We start from the raw sequence: 14,567 nt of genomic DNA, 5'->3' as shown, positions 1-14,567 counted from the left end.
GGGCAAGCCCGCTCCTACGCTTTGCGTTATAATCCCGCGCTTTGGCTGCCGCCCGCCCCAACGGCCCGCGCGCATATTTACAGATTGAAGAGGCTAGACCCTTGGCATTGACGATTCTTGGCCTGTCCGGCGCCCTTAGTCATGACCCTTCCGCGGCCCTGTACATCGACGGCAAGCTGATTGCCGCCGCTGAAGAAGAGCGCTTCGTGCGCGATAAACATGCAAAGAACCGCATGCCCTACGAATCGGCGAAGTTCTGCCTGGAACAGGCCGGTATCAAACCGTCCGACGTTGACGTGGTAGCGATCCCGTTCGCCCCGATCAGCCTGTTCGGCAAGGCACGCTGGCACTACGCCAAGCGTTATTGGTATGCCCCGGACCGCGCCCTTGACGCGATCCTGATGGGCAACCGTCGCTACAAGCGCTACCGCAAGAAGATCGTCTGGTGCCTGGAGCAGCTGGGCTTCGACCCGAAAAAGGTCAAGATCGAGCCGGTCGAGCACCACCTGGCTCACGCCTCCAGCGCCTACCACTGCTCCGGCTTCAAGGAGAAGACCGCGATCCTCGGTATCGACGGTAAAGGCGAATACGCCACGACCTTCTTCGGCTACGGCGAAAACGGCAAGATCCACAAGATCAAGGAATTCTTCGATCCGGACTCGCTGGGCGGCCTGTATGGCGCGATCACCGAGTTCCTCGGCTTCGAAATGCTCGATGGCGAGTTCAAGGTCATGGGCATGGCGCCTTATGGCGATGCCAGCAAGTACGATTTCTCGCGCTTGGCCTCGTTCGAGAACGGCGAGCTGGTGATCAACACCGACTACGCCAACGTCATCGGCCTGCGTCGTTATAAAGAGAAGGGCAAAGGCTTCTACTTCTCGCCGAAGCTGATCGAGTGGCTGGGCCCGAAACGCGAAGGCGACATCGCCGACGAGCCGTACATTCACTACGCCGCGAGCATGCAGGCGCTGTTCGAGAAGCTCGCCCTGCAGATGATCGACCACTACCTGGGCGACATCCTCAAGGAGACTGGCAAGCTGGCCTTCGCCGGCGGTTGCGCGTTGAACGTCAAGCTCAACCAGAAGATCATTGCCCGTCCTGACCTCAAGGAGCTGTTCGTCCAGCCGGCTTCCGGCGACGCCGGTACTGCGGTCGGTGCTGCTGCCTATGTGTCTCACGCCCGTGGTGTGCCGGTCGAGAAGATGGAACACGTCTACCTCGGCCCTGCGTACTCCAACGAAGACGTGATCGCCGCCTGTGCCCGTCACCCGAGCCAGCCGAAATGGCGCAAGCTGGAGAACATGCCCGAGCAGATCGCCAAGATCATGGTCGACGGCAACCCGGTGGCCTGGTTCCAGGGCCGTATGGAGTTCGGTCCGCGCGCCCTCGGCGGTCGCTCGATCATCGGTTGCCCAAGTGTGGAAGGCGTTGCCGACCGCATCAACCACCAGATCAAGTTCCGCGAGCGCTGGAGGCCTTTCTGCCCGTCGATGCTCGACACCGTTGCCCCGCAGATGATCAAGATCGATCACCCGGCGCCGTTCATGACCTTCACCTTCGAAGTGGCCGAAGAGTGGAAGACCCGCGTGCCGGAAGTCGTCCACGAAGACGGCACCTCGCGGGCCCAGGTGCTCAAGCGCGAGTACAACCCGCGCTACTACGACATGATGAAGGCGCTGGAGACCCTGACCGGCAACGGCGTGTCGCTGAACACCTCGCTCAACCGTCGTGGCGAGCCGATGATCTGCTCGCCGACCGATGCGCTGAACATGTTCTTCGGCTCGGACCTGCAGTACCTGATCATGGAAGACATCCTGGTGGTCAAGGACGGCGCGGACACTTATGACGTCCAGGGCTGAAAAACGCGTCCTGCAGTTCTGTCATGGCTATGACGGTCCGTTTCTGGACTGCGCGCGCCAGTATGCCAGCCTGTTCGACGGCAGCGGCTATAAGGTCACCACGGTGTTCCTGACTGGCGCAGCCGACCCTCAGGTAGCGGCCGGCTGCGCCTCGGACGAAGTGATCTTCCTCGAGTTCAGCTCCAAGGCGATCCGTGGCCTGAAGCTGGGGGCGATCCGCGCATTGCGGCGGATCGTCGCCAGTCGCCAGTTCAGCTTCTGCATCGCGCACCGCTTCAAGCCGATCTATATCGCCTTGCTCGGCAGCCGCTTGCCGGTGATCGGCGTGCACCACGCCTTTGGTGACTACCTGCGTGGTAGCCGCCAGCTGTTTGCCAACCTGTTCAGCAAGCGCTTGAGCCTGCTCGGTGTTTCTGATGCGGTGCGCGACGACATGCGCAAGTGCCTGCCCAAGTGGCCGCTCGAGCGTATCCACACCCTCTACAACCGCATCGACATCGAGGCGCTGCAGTCCAGCCAGGTACCTGCCGCACAGGCGCGCGAGGCGTTGGGCCTGGATCAGCAGGCATGGATTGTCGGCAACGTCGGCCGCCTGCATCCGGACAAGGACCAGGCCACCTTGCTGCGTGGTTTTGCCCAGGCCCTGCCGCAACTGCCGGCCGGTGCTCGGCTGGCAATCCTCGGCAAAGGCCGTCTTGAGCAAGCGCTCAAGGCTCAGGCCGCCGAACTGGGAATTGCCGCGCAAGTGGATTTTCTCGGTCAGGTACCTGACGCCCGTCGTTACTTCCGTGCCTTCGACGCCTTCGCCTTGAGCTCCGACCACGAGCCGTTCGGCATGGTCCTGCTCGAAGCCATGGTCGCCGGTGTGCCGCTGCTGGCCACGGCTTGTGGCGGCGCGGTCGAGGTGGTCGAAGGTGTTGGCATCCTGTTCCCGCTGGGCGACGCCGAGCGCCTGGGGCAAGGCTTGCAGCACCTGGCCGCGCTGGACGAAGGGCAGCGCCAGGAATGTGCCGGGCGCATGCTCGAACGCCTGCGTGAGCGTTTCTCCGATGCCGCGGTGCGCGACGCCTTCTGGCAACTGCCGCACGTTCGTGCACTGACGGCGGAGGCCTGATGCTCAACCATATTCAAGGCTGGCGTGAGCGCGGCTGGACGCAGATCGATGCGCCTGCCTACGCCCAAGCCTGGGAAAAATTTGGTGGCAGTGTCGCCACTCATCCGCTGGTGGTGGAGCAACTGGCTGACCTGGCGCAGATTCCGGTGCGTTACCTGGGCTGGGAGCGCGACGGCGAGCTCAAGGCCGCGATTCCTACCTGGGGCCGCTACCTGGCGCTGTCCAAGGATGTGCTCAAGCGTCAGGGTAAAAAAGGCCTGTATGACCTGGGCAACGCCGAGCTGATCCTGCCTGCCGCCGCCGATGCCCAGGCGCCGCTGCGGCACGCCGGGCGCTATCTGTCCGAGCTCAATCAGGGTCGTTTTGCCCATCTCAAGCCGCAGACCGAAGCGCTGGCCATGGCGCGTATGCCGGAAGACCTGTCGAAGAAGTTTCGTTACAACCAGCGCCGCGAACTGCGTTTGCTGGAAGAGGCGGGCGGTCAGGTACGGCCGGTCACGGATTTCTCCAGTGCTGAACTTGCCGCAATCTACTGCGACCTGTTCCAGCGCCGGTGGGAGTTCCCGGCTACCGGTGCCGAACGCATGGCCGAGGTGATCGAGCGCCTGCGTGAGCTGTTGATCGGGTCGGTGCTGTTTCTTGACGATGCACCAATTGCCATCCAGTTGGTCTATCGGGTCGAAGCGTCGGAGTGGATCAGCGTTGAATACATCAACGGTGGTGTCGACCCGCAAACCAAGGCATTCAGCCCTGGCAGCGTACTGAGCTTCCTCAATACCCAGGCTGCCTGGGAAGACGCCCGCGCGCGCAACAAACCCCTGCGTTTCTCCTTCGGCCGTGCCGATCGCGAGTACAAGGACCGTTGGTGCAATCCCGTGCCGGTGTTTCAGGTGTGAGTCGCAAGCAGCAGTTGCTCAAGCGCCACCGGCGCAACAAGCGCCTGGGGCTGCTGGTCGGCCTGCTGGTACTGCTCGCCCTGGGCATTTTCGTTCAGTGGTGGCTGCCGCTGCTGTTGTTGCCGCTGCTGTGGGTAGCCCACGAGGCATGGTTTGCCGATCACCTGTTCTACTCTCCGGCCGAGGACTATCAATATCAGTTCCCGCCAGATTGCGTGGCGCATTCGGCCGAGCTGGTCGATGGCCTTGTGCACCTGCAGTCGCCGCTGCAACTGGGCGGTGACGAAACGCTAATCCTGCAGGTGCGCCTGAAGGGTAGCTGGCTGGGGCGTTTCCTCGATCCTGCGGTAAGCCTGGGAAGTGAAGACGTTCAGACTTTCGAGCGGGGCGTAAACGGCCTTCGTTACCTGAACCTTACCGGGCTTGCCGAACCGCTTACGGCTGGGCGCCTGCGCCTGCGTGGGCGCTACTGTCGACTGATGGGTGAGGCGCAGCTGTGGGTTGCACCTTGCGCTGACCTGCGCCAGCGCCGGGTGATGGTGATCGCACCCCATGCCGACGATGCCGAACTCGCGGCGTTTGGCCTCTACAGCCAGGCTGAGGAAACCTGGGTGGTGACCTTGACTGCCGGCGAAATCGAAGCCGAACACTATCAGCAAATGGGTCTGGAAAAGTCCGAAGCTGCGCGCCTTAAGGGCCGATTGCGGGCCTGGGACAGCATCGCCGTGCCGCGCTGGGCAGGTGTCCCGGAGTCGCGTTGTGTGCAGCTTGGGTACTTCTGCCTGCAGCTCCCGGCCATGCAGGCTGCGCCTGCAGAGCCAATGGCTTCGCGAGAAGCCGGGCTTGTCGATACCCGCCTGTTCCGCCAGTTCAACCCGCTGTCCCTGCCGGGTGACCAGGACGGCGCGCCGACCTGGAACAACCTGCTGGCCGATTTGCGTGCACTGTTGCTCAAGGCCCGGCCGCAGGTGCTGGTGATGCCGCACCCGACCCTCGATCCGCACCCGGACCACATCTGCGCCCAGGCTGCTGTGCTTGAGGCGCTGCAGGGCCTGGAATGGCAGCCTGAAACCCTGTTGTGTTATGCCAACCATTTGCACGACAACGACCGCTGGCCCATGGGCGATAGCGGTGCGGGTATTGCCTTGCCGCCGCAACTCGAAGCGACCCAGGCCTGGGCGCCCTATAGCCTGGTGCTGGGCCTGCCAGCCCAATGCGACAAGGCCATGGCCTTGGGCATGATGCATGACCTGCAGCCGCCCGCACCGTTCAAACGCCGCCTGCGCCGCCTGTTGCAACGCTGGCTGGCCGGGCGTCGGCCTTCGCCTTATGGCGAGAACGAGTTTTTCCGCAAGGCTGTGCGTCGACATGAACTGTTCTGGCGTCGTGACCTCTGATCATGACGCTGCAAGATTGAAAGCTGTGGCCCGAGCGCCGCAAGGAAAACGATGAAAGTTCTATTTCTGGTGCAGAAAGAACAACGGGCGATCCTCGATCGTTTGTATGACGGCGTTGCCGCGCATTGCGACTGCGACCTGCGCTGGCTGAGCAGCGACGACCAACGCAATCTGCGCAGTTATTTCCGTCGCGAGATCGACGTCGACAAGTACGACAGGATCGTGTTCTTCCTGCGTTTCAAGCAAGAGATTCGCCAGGTCGGTTTCATTCGCACGGTGCCCAACCTGGTCATCCTCGAACATGATGCCTACCAGAACTACATCCCGTGCAAGTACACCGGCAAGTTCAGTGCCCACTACCGCCAGTTGCCCTGGGCGCGGGTGATCAGCTCGGGTTACATGGTCAGTGAACGCCTGCGCCAGGAAGGCTTCGATGCCGAGTTCGTGCCCAAGGGCTACGATCAGCAGTTGCTGGCTGACCAGGGGCGCGAGCGGGATATCGAACTGGCCTTCGTCGGCAGCACCAACAGTGTTGCCTACAGCGGCCGCAAGGCCCTGCTCGATGAGTTGGCACAAGTGGAAAACCTGCTGGTGACACGCACCAATTCGGGCGAAGAATATTGCGACACACTCAACCGTATCCGTTTCTTTGTAAGCGCCGATGTCGGCATGGGCGAGTACATGATCAAGAATTTCGAGGCGATGGCCTGTGGCTGCGTTTTGCTGGCTTATGACCAGGGTGAAGCGGAAAATCGCGCCCTGGGCTTGAAAGACATGCATAACGTGGTGCTGTATGACAGCATTGCCGCGTTGCAAGAGAAGCTGAAAGTGTTGCGTGGCGACCCTGCACTGGTCGAGCGTATCGGCAACAACGGTCGTGAGCTGGCCGTCTCGCAATTCAGTTTCGCCCAGGTAGGTCGTAGCATCGTGGAAAAAATGCAGCCACCTCTTCGTCCCCGTCCAGCCCTGTCCGGCTGGCAACGCTTGCGTTTGAGACTGGGCATATGAGCCGGCTGTCCTGGAGCCAGGGAAGTAGTCTCGAACATCTGAATACAGTTTATGGGGAGGGAATCCGGTGCGATTCTGCCAAGATAGCGACGTAACCCTGGTGGTCACCAGTTGCGGGCGCTTCGATTTGCTTAAACTCACGCTGGAAAGTTTTGACCGGTTCAATACCGCGCCTATTCGTGAAGTGTTCATCACCGAGGATTCGGGGGATGAAGCGGTTCACGAGGCTGTGCCCGAGCATTGGAAGCCGCACTGCAAGGTTTTCGTCAATCGCCCGAAACTGGGTCAACTGGCTTCGATCGACCTTGCCTACAGTCACGTCAAGACGCCCTACATCTTTCATTGTGAAGACGACTGGGAATTTTACCGTCCGGGCTTTGTCGAGGACTCCCGGGCTATCCTGGCATTTAGTCCAGAGCTGCTCCAGGTCTGGCTGCGTAGCTACGTCTATGACCTTAAATTGCACAGTCCGTACATCCACATGGGCGAGCGCCAGGTGATTGCCGGCGTGCCTTGCTATCCATTGCTTTCGGACAAGCCCGAGTGGCAGAGCTTCTCTCTTAACCCGGGATTGCGCCGCTTGAGCGATTATCAGCGCTGTGCGCCATTCGCCGCCTATGCTGGTGAAAAGGCTTTGTCAAAACGCTATGCCGAATTGAACCTGACAGGCGTAAGCCTGGAGGGCGATGCCGTGTTGCACACTGGCTTCGGCATGCATGTAAGTCTGCCAGAAGAGCTCCAGCGTAAAGCTCGCCGGCGTCAGCGTGAGCGGGTGAAGCTGGTGGTGACCTTGTTGGTCGGTTTTGCATTGGGAGTGGGTATTGGCGTTCTTGCGAGTTGATATAGCCGGTTTGCCAGTTGCCCAGAGCGATACAAGGGGTATAGCCCCGTGAATATCGTCAACATCATGTGGGCTGGCGGCTCGCCTTACGTTTCGGTGCATAAGGTGCATCAGCAGATATTGTCGCAGGCCGAGCCTGGGACAAAGATCAGCAGTTGGCTATTGCAAGGGCAGGGCTCGTGCTGTGGTGCCGAGCCGACGCGCGAGTGGCACCTGTCCCATCGCCTGCTAAAGGGACGGCACATATGGGGGTTGCTCAGGCCGTGGTTGCATAGCCGTTTTCGTGCGGCGCTGGAGCAGGCCGATGCCCACGTGCTGGTGTTAGACGGTCTGGGTGTCTCGCGCCTGCTTCTGCCGGTGGTGCAGAAAATGCCGGGTGTGCAAACAGCCATAGTTTTCCATGGCAAGACCCGCTTGCGGCGTGCTGATATTGCCATGTTACGCGCTTGCCCCTGCAATCGGTTAAGCATCGTGGCGGTTTCGCAGACCCTTGCAATCACATTGGAGCAGGACCTTGGTATGCCGGTGCAGGTGCTGCGTACTGCGCTTGATCCTGAGGTTTTTCGACGTGGCTTGCTGAATCGTGAACAGGCTCGCCTAGAGCTCGATCTGCCAGTCGACGGTGTGCGAGTTATGGGTGCCATGGGGCGTTTGGTTGACAGCAAGGGCTTCGATTACTTGCTCGAGGCTTTTGCCCTGGCGAGCCAGGACCGGCCTGACTTGCGCTTGGTAATACTCGGCGAGGGTAATCAGCGTCCGTTGCTGGAGAGTCGAGTCAAGGCGCTGGGTCTAGGCGACAAGGTATCGTTGCCCGGTCATTGCACTGGGCTGGCACAGCTTTATCGGGCATTTGACTGGGTGCTGATACCTTCGCATTCAGAAGGCTTAGGTTTAGTCCTTCAGGAAGCGGTAATGGCTGCGGTGCCGGTGCTGTGCAGCGAGTTACCGGTCTTTCGTGAGCAATTGGGTGGGGCGGGCTGTTATGCGCCTGCTGGTGATCCAGTGGCCTGGGCTAAGGCCATCATTGAGTGCACCGGACAGCCTGCTCACCAGGTGGCAATGTCCCAATGGCAGGCACTGGCCCCAGACCAGGCCTGGCAGAGTTTCAGTCAGGCTTCCAGGGCACTACTACGCAATCCCCGAGAGCAATCAAGCCAGTAAGGCGCGCTCAAATTCGGCGAGGGGGAACTCTTGGCCGAGCCGCTCCCGAGCGATGTAGCGGGCAAAGTGTTGCACGTTGCGCCTAACCATTCGTGCGGACAACGGAGCCCGTAAAAAACGCATATCTGCCACATCGATCAAGCCCCACTGGTGTTCTGGGGTAACGACGATATTGCCCAGGTGCAACGAGCGGAAGTAAATCCCCAACTGGTGCAGTCGCTGCACCAGGATCACTAGCTCCGGCAAATTTTGCTGCCAATTGAAGCCAGGGTCTCGTGACAGCTGGCGTAATGTCTCTCCAGGCAAGGGGCGATAGAGCACGGCGGTCATGCCTGGCGAATTCAGCTTGTGGTACTTAAGAACTTTTAACGTAGGAATTCCGAGTTTTTCCAACTGCAACGCATTGTCAATGAAACGACGCGAGTAAGGCCGGAGCAAGGCAGATGAAATCAGGCGCTTGCGCCTAAACAGCTTGAGAACATTGCCATCGGTAAGCAGGTAGACTTTAGCACCGTAGCTGTCGGCCTCCAGGACTTGGGCACCGAGAATCAGTTGATTGAAGTCAACTTGGGGAAGCCGGGTACATTGCATGGGTAGGGGCCTTGTCAGCGGGCAAGCAAAATGACCGGTAATAATGCCGAAAAGTTCAAGGATGCACCATGGCGGTGTTATGGAATCGATGGGGAAAAGCATGATGTTCGCAAGGCGTTGGGCGCAAGTATGGTTGGCGATTGGTTTGTTGTGGTTCTTGGTCGCTATTGCTTTGGCGCCGAGCAACAAGGTTTATCAACAAGGTTTGGTTGCATTTGTGTGGCTTCCTACACTGTTGATGTTGTGGTCAGCGCGTGCGCTTGTGCTTGAAGTCTGGCGTGCTCAACGATGGCTCTGCCTGGCGATTGCTCTGCTTTTTTGCTGGTCTGCGTTGAGCCTTTTTTGGAGCAATGTCGAGGAGGAAGGACGAGAGATCAAGCGTCTGGTGTACATCGCAGTTTTCTTGCTGTTTTTCCCGATCTTGGCCAATACCGACTGTGAACGTGTAATACGCTTGCTGAATTGGGGGGGCTTTGGCCTGGCGGTTGCTGCGGTCTATTCCATCGTGCTTTTTTACGTTGGCCAGTCACAGCCATGGTATGCCCGGCTCTATGGCGTCGGGGAAATCTCCCATCCCATTCTCGGCGCTTATGTGATTGCTGCCGCCATAATCTGGATGCTTCATTGGCCGCCCCGCAATCTCTGGTGGCAGGGTGGCTGGGGGTTGGCGTTGATCGCTTTAGGCTTGTTTCTGGTGCTCTGCCAGAGCCGTAGTGCGGCCCTGGCATTGCTGATATCTGTGGTCGCCATGCCTATCTGGTGCCGCGATCGCCGGAGTTACTGGCTGGCGGGCGTTGCGCTCGTCACGGCGATGATTGGCTTTGTATTGCTACAATCATTGATCATGTCGCGTGGTTCATCCTATCGACCTGAAATTCTACAGGTCAGCGTGCAGATGATCTCCGAGCACCCCTGGACCGGCCTGGGGTTAGGCTCTTTCTACAGAATTAATGCTGCAGGTCTTGAGTTTGATCACTCTCACAACATGTTCACTCACATCGCAATCGAACTGGGTATTCCCGGCATGCTGTTGTGGCTGACTATTTGGTTGTGCGTATTGCGCGAAATCTGGAAAGCCCGTGATACCACCTTCGGCCAGGGCCTGATGGGGTTGTGGCTGTTCTCCACCCTGGCCATGCAATTCGATGCCGCCAGCCTCACCGGCACCCCGCGTGCCGAGTGGTTTATCAGTTGGCTGCCGGTCGGTCTGGCCACTGTCCTGGTCTGGGTGCGTGCCCGGGCTCCAGGCTGTGATAAAATTTCCGGTTCTATCTGAACAGCGAGCTCGACGATGGCCGAAACACCGCGAGAGGCGGAGCAGAGCTCCAGCCTGAAAATCTACTTCCGGCTGCTGAGCTATGTGAAGCCGTACATCGGCATTTTTTTGCTGAGTATCCTCGGCTTTGTGATTTTTGCCTCGACCCAGCCAATGCTGGCCGGGATTCTCAAGTACTTCGTCGATGGCTTGAGCAACCCCCAGGCGGTGTTGTTCCCCAGCGTTCCTTACCTCAAGGACTTGCAGCTGCTGCAGGCCGTGCCATTGCTGATCGTGCTGATCGCAGCCTGGCAGGGCCTGGGTTCGTTCCTGGGCAACTATTTCCTGGCCAAGGTCTCCCTGGGCCTGGTGCATGACCTGCGGGTCGAGTTGTTCAACAAGCTGCTGGTGTTGCCCAACCGCTATTTCGATAACCACAACTCCGGCCACCTGATTTCACGCATCACCTTCAACGTGACCATGGTCACCGGCGCTGCGACCGATGCGATCAAGGTCGTGATCCGTGAAGGCCTGACCGTGGTGTTCCTGTTCGTCTATCTGCTGTGGATGAACTGGAAACTGACTCTGGTGATGCTGGCGATCCTGCCGGTGATTGCCCTGATGGTTGGCACCGCGAGCAAGAAGTTCCGCAAGCAGAGCAAGAAGATCCAGGTGGCCATGGGCGATGTCACCCACGTTGCCTCGGAAACCATCCAGGGCTACCGGGTAGTGCGCAGCTTTGGTGGCGAAAGCTACGAGCAGCAACGTTTTGCCAATGCCAGCCAGAGCAACACCGACAAGCAGCTGCGCATGACCAAGACTGGCGCGGTGTATACGCCGATGCTGCAACTGGTGATCTACACCGCCATGGCTACATTGATGTTCCTGGTGCTGTTCCTGCGCGGTGATGCCACTGCCGGTGATCTGGTGGCCTACATCACCGCGGCGGGCTTGCTGCCCAAGCCTATCCGCCAGCTGTCCGAAGTCAGCTCGACCATCCAGAAAGGCCTGGCCGGTGCCGAGAGCATCTTTGAGCAACTGGACGAGGCGCCAGAAGTCGATAGCGGCACTGTCGAGCTGGACCGCGTCGTTGGTCGTCTTGAAGTGCGCAACCTGAACTTCACCTATCCGGGGACTGATCGTCAGGTCCTCACCGATATCAACTTTACCGCCGAACCTGGTCAGATGATCGCCCTGGTGGGGCGTTCAGGCAGTGGCAAATCGACCCTGGCGGCGTTGATTCCGCGCTTCTATCACCATGATCAGGGGCAGATTCTGCTCGATGGTGTGGAGATCGAGAACTACCGCCTGCGCAACCTGCGCAAGCACGTCGCTCAGGTGACCCAGCATGTGACCCTGTTCAACGACACCGTGGCCAACAACATCGCCTATGGCGATCTGGCCGGGGCGCCGCGGAACGAGATCGAAGCCGCTGCTGCCGATGCTTATGCCAAGGAGTTCGTCGAGCAACTGCCCAAGGGCTTCGACACTCAGGTCGGCGAGAACGGCGTGCTGCTCTCCGGTGGCCAGCGCCAGCGTCTGGCGATTGCCCGGGCGTTGCTCAAGAATGCGCCGTTGCTGATTCTCGACGAAGCCACTTCGGCCCTCGACACCGAATCCGAGCGGCACATCCAGGCAGCCCTGGATCACGTCATGCAGGGACGCACCACCCTGGTGATCGCCCACCGGCTGTCGACCATCGAAAAAGCCGACATGATCCTGGTCATGGACCAGGGCAAGCTGGTCGAGCGTGGTACCCATACCGAGTTGCTGGCTGCCAATGGCTATTATGCCCGGCTGCACGCCATGGGCCTGGATGAGCCGGCCAAGGCCGACATCACCTGAGTTGCTCGCGCCGGGGCCTGTTGTGCCCCGGCTGCCTTTCCCTGGAGCGCTTGGCAACAAGGCGGTAAACAAGCCTTCGCTTTGCCTGTGCTAATATCCTGCCCCTGTTAATTATTTTGTATATGGGTTGCCCATGAAGTTGTCCATGCCGCGTTTCGATCAAGCCCCGGTACTGGTGGTGGGCGATGTCATGCTCGACCGCTACTGGCATGGCGGTACCTCACGGATCTCGCCTGAAGCACCGGTACCGGTGGTCAAGGTCGAACAGATCGAGGACCGTCCCGGTGGTGCGGCCAACGTTGCCTTGAACATTGCAGCCCTGGGGGCTCCGGCGGCGCTGGTCGGCGTGACCGGCCAGGACGAGGCTGCCGACAGCCTCGCCAATAGCCTGCTGGCTGCTGGCGTACGCTCGATCTTCCAGCGCATCGCCCATCAGCCGACCATCGTCAAGCTGCGGGTCATGAGCCGCCACCAGCAACTGCTGCGTATCGATTTCGAAGAGCCTTTCGCCACCGACCCGCTGTCCCTGGGCGCTGAGGTCGACGCGTTGCTCGATGGCGTCAAGGTGTTGGTGCTGTCGGACTACGGCAAGGGTGCGTTGAAAAACCACCAAAGCCTGATCCAGGCCGCACGGGCCAAGGGCATTCCGGTGCTGGCCGACCCCAAGGGCAAGGATTTCTCGATCTACCGTGGCGCCAGCCTGATTACCCCGAACCTCAGCGAATTCGAAACCATCGTTGGCCGTTGCGCCGACGAGGCTGAACTGGTGGCCAAGGGCGCCCAGTTGATGAGCGAGCTGGAGCTGGGTGCCTTGCTGGTGACCCGCGGTGAGCACGGCATGACCCTGCTGCGCCCCGACCACCCGGCCCTGCACCTGCCAGCCCGTGCCCGTGAAGTGTTCGACGTGACCGGTGCTGGCGATACGGTGATCTCGACCCTGGCCGCCGCCATTGCCGCCGGCGAAGAGCTGCCCCATGCAGTGGGCCTGGCAAATCTTGCCGCTGGTATCGTGGTCGGCAAGCTGGGTACCGCGGCCATCAGCGCCCCGGAACTGCGTCGTGCGATCCAGCGCGAAGAGGGTTCCGAGCGTGGTGTATTGAGTCTCGACCAGTTGCTGCTGGCCATCGACGATGCTCGCGCGCACAACGAGAAGATCGTCTTCACCAACGGTTGCTTCGACATTTTGCATGCCGGCCACGTGACCTATCTGGAACAGGCCCGAGCCCAGGGCGATCGCCTGATTGTCGCGGTCAACGACGATGCGTCGGTCAGCCGCCTGAAAGGTCCGGGCCGGCCGATCAACAGCGTTGACCGGCGTATGGCCGTGCTGGCGGGCCTCGGCGCAGTGGACTGGGTCATCAGCTTCCCTGAAGGCACGCCGGAAAACCTGCTGAGCCAGGTCAAGCCGGATGTGTTGGTCAAGGGTGGCGACTATGGCATCGACCAGGTGGTCGGCGCCGATATCGTCAAGGCCTACGGCGGTACCGTCAAGGTGCTGGGGCTGGTGGAGAACAGCTCGACCACCGCCATCGTCGAGAAGATCCGCAAGAACTGAAGGGCATAGCGCCGTAGGAAGGGCCGGGCGACGCTCGCTTGCCCCGCGATTGTTCCTACTTGCGCACCCCGCCACGCGCCATCTGCAACAACTCCCGCGCCCTGCCGGTCAGCCGCTTCAAGCCGCCGTCCGGCTTCGCCGGCGTCAGGCCTTGCTGCCTGACCCAATCCTTCCAGCGAATCCGCTCATCCCTGACCAACCATCCTTCCTGCCGGGCAAAGCTTTCCGCCAGGTACAGCCCACGAGTGCTGGCCGGTACCAGGCGATCCTTGCTCAGGGTAAAGAGCTCGGCGCGTGGTTGGCCATCGTCCAGGGGCATCAGATATAGATCGGGACGCTTGCGGTTGAGACGGGCGACGAGCTGGTCGCCTTCAAGACGTTCATCGACGTGGAACAGGCTCAGTGATTTCGCCTCGCGTGGCACTTGCAGGCACAGGTCGTAAATCAGCTGCAGCGAGGCGGTCGGCAAGTGCACATAGGCGCGCGGGCGCTCCAGTAACTGCAGGTTGGCGCAGCGCACCGGGCGCGCTGCGCCGGACTGCGGGGTAAGCACAAAGGGCAGGGCTTCGCGGTAGTGCAGGGCGTCAGCATAGGGCGCCGGCAGCCAGGTGTCGTTGAAGCGCCCGCCAAGCCAGCCTTCCGGGGTTTCCAGCAGGCATTCTTCAGCAACCTCCTGAATCGCCGTATGCAGCGGCAGGTTCAGCTCCTGGGCTGGCACATATCCTGAAATCAATTTCAGCACCACATCGCCCCGGTCCTGGCGGCGTTGGCGTACAAGCACCCAGTAATCGCGATTTTGCCAGCGCAGGGTCAGGCGCACCGAGACACCGAGGTTGGCCAGTTCGACGGCGAAGCGCTGGCTGTCGGCAAGCTGGATCGGTTTGCGCCGTTGCAGGGTCTGGGCAAAGTTCAGGGGCACGCCGATGCTCTGGTAGACGAGGCCCTCGGGGCTGGCCTCGACGTGCAGGGGCAGGGTCTTGAAGTTGCTCGGGTTCTTGCGGATCAGCGTTCGCGGCATGTCGGCTCCTTCTTGCGTTGGGGTCGG

General features: G+C 60.5%; 12 protein-coding genes. 10 read left to right on the top strand and 2 right to left on the bottom strand.

Going from position 1 to position 14,567, the window contains the following annotated elements:
• The first annotated feature begins 101 nt into the window (after nucleotides 1-101).
• The 7 genes from JV241A_RS22680 to JV241A_RS22650 all read left to right on the top strand — a co-directional run bounded on the left by JV241A_RS22680 (nucleotide 102) and on the right by JV241A_RS22650 (nucleotide 8,276).
• Nucleotides 102-1,859 (top strand): carbamoyltransferase, encoded by a 1,758-nt coding sequence (locus JV241A_RS22680; protein WP_036995471.1) that lies wholly within the window; start codon nucleotides 102-104, stop codon nucleotides 1,857-1,859.
• Entirely contained in the window at nucleotides 1,843-2,973 is a 1,131-nt protein-coding gene (locus JV241A_RS22675) for a glycosyltransferase (protein WP_134064560.1), read from the top strand. Before JV241A_RS22680 ends, JV241A_RS22675 begins: the two co-directional genes overlap by 17 nt.
• A complete protein-coding gene (locus JV241A_RS22670) occupies nucleotides 2,973-3,869 on the top strand; it encodes an antimicrobial resistance protein Mig-14 (RefSeq protein ID WP_115089174.1) in 897 nt (298 codons plus the stop codon). Before JV241A_RS22675 ends, JV241A_RS22670 begins: the two co-directional genes overlap by 1 nt.
• Nucleotides 3,866-5,266 (top strand): PIG-L family deacetylase, encoded by a 1,401-nt coding sequence (locus tag JV241A_RS22665; protein ID WP_134064558.1) that lies wholly within the window; start codon nucleotides 3,866-3,868, stop codon nucleotides 5,264-5,266. Before JV241A_RS22670 ends, JV241A_RS22665 begins: the two co-directional genes overlap by 4 nt.
• A gap of 51 nt (nucleotides 5,267-5,317) precedes the next feature.
• Entirely contained in the window at nucleotides 5,318-6,274 is a 957-nt protein-coding gene (locus JV241A_RS22660) for a glycosyltransferase (protein ID WP_134064556.1), read from the top strand.
• 67 nt (nucleotides 6,275-6,341) lie between these two features.
• Nucleotides 6,342-7,115, top strand: a complete 774-nt coding sequence (locus JV241A_RS22655) for a glycosyltransferase family 2 protein (protein ID WP_134064554.1) — start codon at nucleotides 6,342-6,344, stop codon at nucleotides 7,113-7,115.
• 48 nt (nucleotides 7,116-7,163) lie between these two features.
• Nucleotides 7,164-8,276: a glycosyltransferase gene (locus tag JV241A_RS22650; RefSeq protein WP_134064552.1), complete on the top strand. Its 1,113-nt coding sequence runs from the start codon at nucleotides 7,164-7,166 to the stop codon at nucleotides 8,274-8,276.
• Here the strand turns inward: JV241A_RS22650 and JV241A_RS22645 are convergent.
• Nucleotides 8,265-8,867, bottom strand: coding sequence for a serine/threonine-protein kinase (locus JV241A_RS22645; RefSeq protein ID WP_134064713.1), 603 nt, complete (start codon nucleotides 8,865-8,867; stop codon nucleotides 8,265-8,267). The two genes, JV241A_RS22650 and JV241A_RS22645, sit on opposite strands and share 12 nt — an antisense overlap.
• Nucleotides 8,868-8,970: 103 nt before the next feature.
• Here JV241A_RS22645 and JV241A_RS22640 point away from each other — a divergent pair, with 103 nt between their 5' ends.
• The 3 genes from JV241A_RS22640 (at nucleotide 8,971) to hldE (ending at nucleotide 13,522) form a co-directional block, all read left to right on the top strand.
• Nucleotides 8,971-10,143, top strand: a complete 1,173-nt coding sequence (locus JV241A_RS22640) for an O-antigen ligase family protein (RefSeq protein WP_134064711.1) — start codon at nucleotides 8,971-8,973, stop codon at nucleotides 10,141-10,143.
• 15 nt (nucleotides 10,144-10,158) lie between these two features.
• The gene (msbA, locus tag JV241A_RS22635; RefSeq protein ID WP_134064550.1) at nucleotides 10,159-11,967 is read left to right on the top strand and encodes a lipid A export permease/ATP-binding protein MsbA; all 1,809 of its coding nucleotides are present in this window, start codon (nucleotides 10,159-10,161) and stop codon (nucleotides 11,965-11,967) included.
• A gap of 133 nt (nucleotides 11,968-12,100) precedes the next feature.
• Entirely contained in the window at nucleotides 12,101-13,522 is a 1,422-nt protein-coding gene (gene hldE / locus JV241A_RS22630; protein WP_115089161.1) for a bifunctional D-glycero-beta-D-manno-heptose-7-phosphate kinase/D-glycero-beta-D-manno-heptose 1-phosphate adenylyltransferase HldE, read from the top strand.
• Between the two features lie 55 nt (nucleotides 13,523-13,577).
• Here hldE and JV241A_RS22625 read toward each other — a convergent pair whose 3' ends face one another.
• Nucleotides 13,578-14,540, bottom strand: coding sequence for a metal ABC transporter ATPase (locus JV241A_RS22625; RefSeq protein ID WP_134064548.1), 963 nt, complete (start codon nucleotides 14,538-14,540; stop codon nucleotides 13,578-13,580).
• Nucleotides 14,541-14,567: the final 27 nt, after the last annotated feature.

Source organism: Pseudomonas sp. JV241A, from assembly GCF_900275665.1.
GTDB lineage: Bacteria > Pseudomonadota > Gammaproteobacteria > Pseudomonadales > Pseudomonadaceae > Aquipseudomonas > Aquipseudomonas wadenswilerensis.
The sequence above is the reverse complement of the archived record's forward strand: the minus strand, read 5'-3'. Positions and strand labels throughout refer to the sequence as shown.

Coding starts and splice junctions, on each gene's coding strand:
- JV241A_RS22640 (WP_134064711.1), top strand. CDS start 8,971: ATGTTCGCAAGGCGTTGGGCGCAAGTATGGTTGGCGATTGGTTTGTTG.
- JV241A_RS22675 (WP_134064560.1), top strand. CDS start 1,843: ATGACGTCCAGGGCTGAAAAACGCGTCCTGCAGTTCTGTCATGGCTAT.
- JV241A_RS22670 (WP_115089174.1), top strand. CDS start 2,973: ATGCTCAACCATATTCAAGGCTGGCGTGAGCGCGGCTGGACGCAGATC.
- msbA (WP_134064550.1), top strand. CDS start 10,159: ATGGCCGAAACACCGCGAGAGGCGGAGCAGAGCTCCAGCCTGAAAATC.
- JV241A_RS22660 (WP_134064556.1), top strand. CDS start 5,318: ATGAAAGTTCTATTTCTGGTGCAGAAAGAACAACGGGCGATCCTCGAT.
- JV241A_RS22645 (WP_134064713.1), bottom strand. CDS start 8,867: ATGCAATGTACCCGGCTTCCCCAAGTTGACTTCAATCAACTGATTCTC.
- JV241A_RS22625 (WP_134064548.1), bottom strand. CDS start 14,540: ATGCCGCGAACGCTGATCCGCAAGAACCCGAGCAACTTCAAGACCCTG.
- hldE (WP_115089161.1), top strand. CDS start 12,101: ATGAAGTTGTCCATGCCGCGTTTCGATCAAGCCCCGGTACTGGTGGTG.